This is a genomic window from Nocardioides panaciterrulae (assembly GCF_013409645.1).
Taxonomy (GTDB): Bacteria; Actinomycetota; Actinomycetes; order Propionibacteriales; family Nocardioidaceae; genus Nocardioides; species Nocardioides panaciterrulae.
This window is the reverse complement of the sequence record NZ_JACCBG010000001.1, coordinates 1602501-1605000: the sequence shown is the minus strand read 5'-3', so window position 1 is coordinate 1605000 and position 2500 is coordinate 1602501. Positions and strand designations below refer to the sequence as shown.

Genomic DNA, 2500 nt, shown 5'->3' with positions numbered 1-2500 from the left:
TGCTCGGCGCGCTCGGCGGCGTCGGTGAGCTGGTCCCCGTCGATCGCATAGGTGCGGTGGAACCAGGTGAGCGCGTCGGTGTCGCGGCCGGCAGCCTCGAGGGTGTCCGCGTAGGCGTAGCGCAGGCGCACGACCCAGGCGCCGCGACTCTTGGAGGTCAGCGGGGCCAGCTCCAAGGTGCGCAGGGCGGCGTCGAACTGGCCCATGTCGCGCCGGGCGCCGGCCTCGACGATGGTCATCTCCGCCTTCGCCTCGGTGGCGAAGTTGGCGACCGAGGGACTCTTGGCCAGCTTGATCGCCTGCTCGGGCTGGCCGAGGGCACGGTGGCAGTCCGCCATGATCGGCAGGTACGCCGTCGCCCCGTTCATCCGCTTGGCGGCCCTCAGGTCGGCCAGTGCCTCCGCGTAGTGGCCCGCGGCATAGGCCGCTTCGCCGGCTGCCTCGCGGACCACGGCCAGCCGCGGTGCGCGGGCCCGGGCGGCCAGCGCGTGCTGGTAGGCACTCTCGGGGTCGGTGTCGACCAACATTCCGGCGGCGGCGAGATGGCGCGCGACGCGGGCGGCCAGCTTCTCCGGCAGCCCCTTGAGCTGGGCACTCACCGAGCGGTCGAGCTCGCGACCGGTGATCTCCTCGGGCAGCTCGGGGCCGTCGTACTGGGCCTGGTCGCGGGTGCGCGGGCCGGTCCGTCGGTCATCGGACCGCCGGGCATCGGATCGGCGGTCGTCGGATCGCCGGTCGTCGGACCGCCGGTTCCCGCCTCCCGGGCGGTCCGGACGCCCGGCGCTGCGACCGCGCCCGGACTGGCCCTCGCCGCCCTGGCCGCGAGTGTCGCGGGATCGACCCGACCCGGGGGCTCCGGACCGGCCCTCCCGGCGAGGACCCGACGGGCGGTCCCCGTCTCGCGCAGGACGCTTGTTGCGACGATCTTCTGCCACGGTGCTCACACCTCTGTTGCGTTCTCGACTGCCAAGAAGACTAGGACAGGGCCTGTCCTGCAAATGACGTAGGGGCCACCCGGAGGTGGCCCCTACGCCCAATGTTTGTCCGGCGGCGTCCTACTCTCCCACAGCCTCGCGACTGCAGTACCATCGGCGCTGAAAGGCTTAACTTCCGGGTTCGGGATGGGACCGGGTGTTTCCCTTTCGCTATGGCCGCCGTAACTCTGGCGGAGACACACACACCCCACACACACGGTGTCAGGGGGTGTCTCCAAGCTGGAGTGTTCGACTCATATATTGAGTTCTCATGACCAACGGCTTGTTGGTTGGGAACTGCGTAGTGGACGCGTAGCACACACCGCATGCGGTGTCTCGTGGTGTTGTGGTGATGTGGTTGTGGGACAAGCCCTCGGCCTATTAGTACCGGTCGGCTGGGCATTACTGCTGTACACCTCCGGCCTATCAACCCAGTGTTCTGCTGGGGGCCTTACCCCATCGAGTGGGTGGGAAACCTCATCTTGAAACGTGCTTCCCGCTTAGATGCATTCAGCGGTTATCACTTCCGAACGTAGCTAACCAGCCGTGCCCCTGGCGGGACAACTGGCACACCAGAGGTTCGTCCATCCCGGTCCTCTCGTACTAGGGACAGCCTTTCTCAAGTTTCCTGCGCGCGCGGCGGATAGGGACCGAACTGTCTCACGACGTTCTAAACCCAGCTCGCGTGCCGCTTTAATGGGCGAACAGCCCAACCCTTGGGACCTACTCCAGCCCCAGGATGCGACGAGCCGACATCGAGGTGCCAAACCATCCCGTCGATATGGACTCTTGGGGAAGATCAGCCTGTTATCCCCGGGGTACCTTTTATCCGTTGAGCGACGTCGCTTCCACATGCCGACGCCGGATCACTAGTTCCGACTTTCGTCCCTGCTCGACATGTCTGTCTCACAGTCAAGCTCCCTTGTGCACTTACACTCAACACCTGATTGCCAACCAGGCTGAGGGAACCTTTGAGCGCCTCCGTTACATTTTAGGAGGCAACCGCCCCAGTTAAACTACCCATCAGGCACTGTCCCTGATCCGGATTACGGACCTAGGTTAGACATCTAGTACGACCAGAGTGGTATTTCAACGTTGACTCCACCCCGACTGGCGTCGAGGTTTCACAGTCTCCCACCTATCCTACACAAGCCGAACCAAACACCAATACCAAACTATAGTAAAGGTCCCGGGGTCTTTCCGTCCTGCCGCGCGTAACGAGCATCTTTACTCGTAGTGCAATTTCGCCGAGTCCACGGTTGAGACAGCGCCCAAGTCGTTACTCCATTCGTGCAGGTCGGAACTTACCCGACAAGGAATTTCGCTACCTTAGGATGGTTATAGTTACCACCGCCGTTTACTGGGGCTTAAGTTCTGAGCTTCGCAGTTACCTGCTGACCCGTCCCCTTAACCTTCCAGCACCGGGCAGGAGTCAGTCCGTATACATCGTCTTACAACTTCGCACGGACCTGTGTTTTTAGTAAACAGTCGCTTGGGCCTGGTCTCTGCGGCCATCACCGCTCCCA

General features: G+C 63.4%; 1 protein-coding gene and 2 rRNA genes (2 of these 3 only partly in view). All 3 read right to left on the bottom strand.

Going from position 1 to position 2500, the window contains the following annotated elements:
- Positions 1-599, bottom strand: partial view of a hypothetical protein gene (locus tag BJZ21_RS07525; RefSeq protein WP_343052013.1) — the 5' portion only. Its footprint begins 22 nt before the window's first position; 599 of the gene's 621 nt are visible here — the first part of the coding sequence; the start codon lies at positions 597-599; the stop codon falls past the left edge of the window.
- 443 nt (positions 600-1042) lie between these two features.
- A 5S ribosomal RNA gene (gene rrf / locus BJZ21_RS07520) occupies positions 1043-1159 on the bottom strand.
- 176 nt (positions 1160-1335) lie between these two features.
- Positions 1336-2500: ribosomal RNA gene (locus BJZ21_RS07515) — 23S ribosomal RNA — on the bottom strand; it runs 1964 nt beyond the window's last position.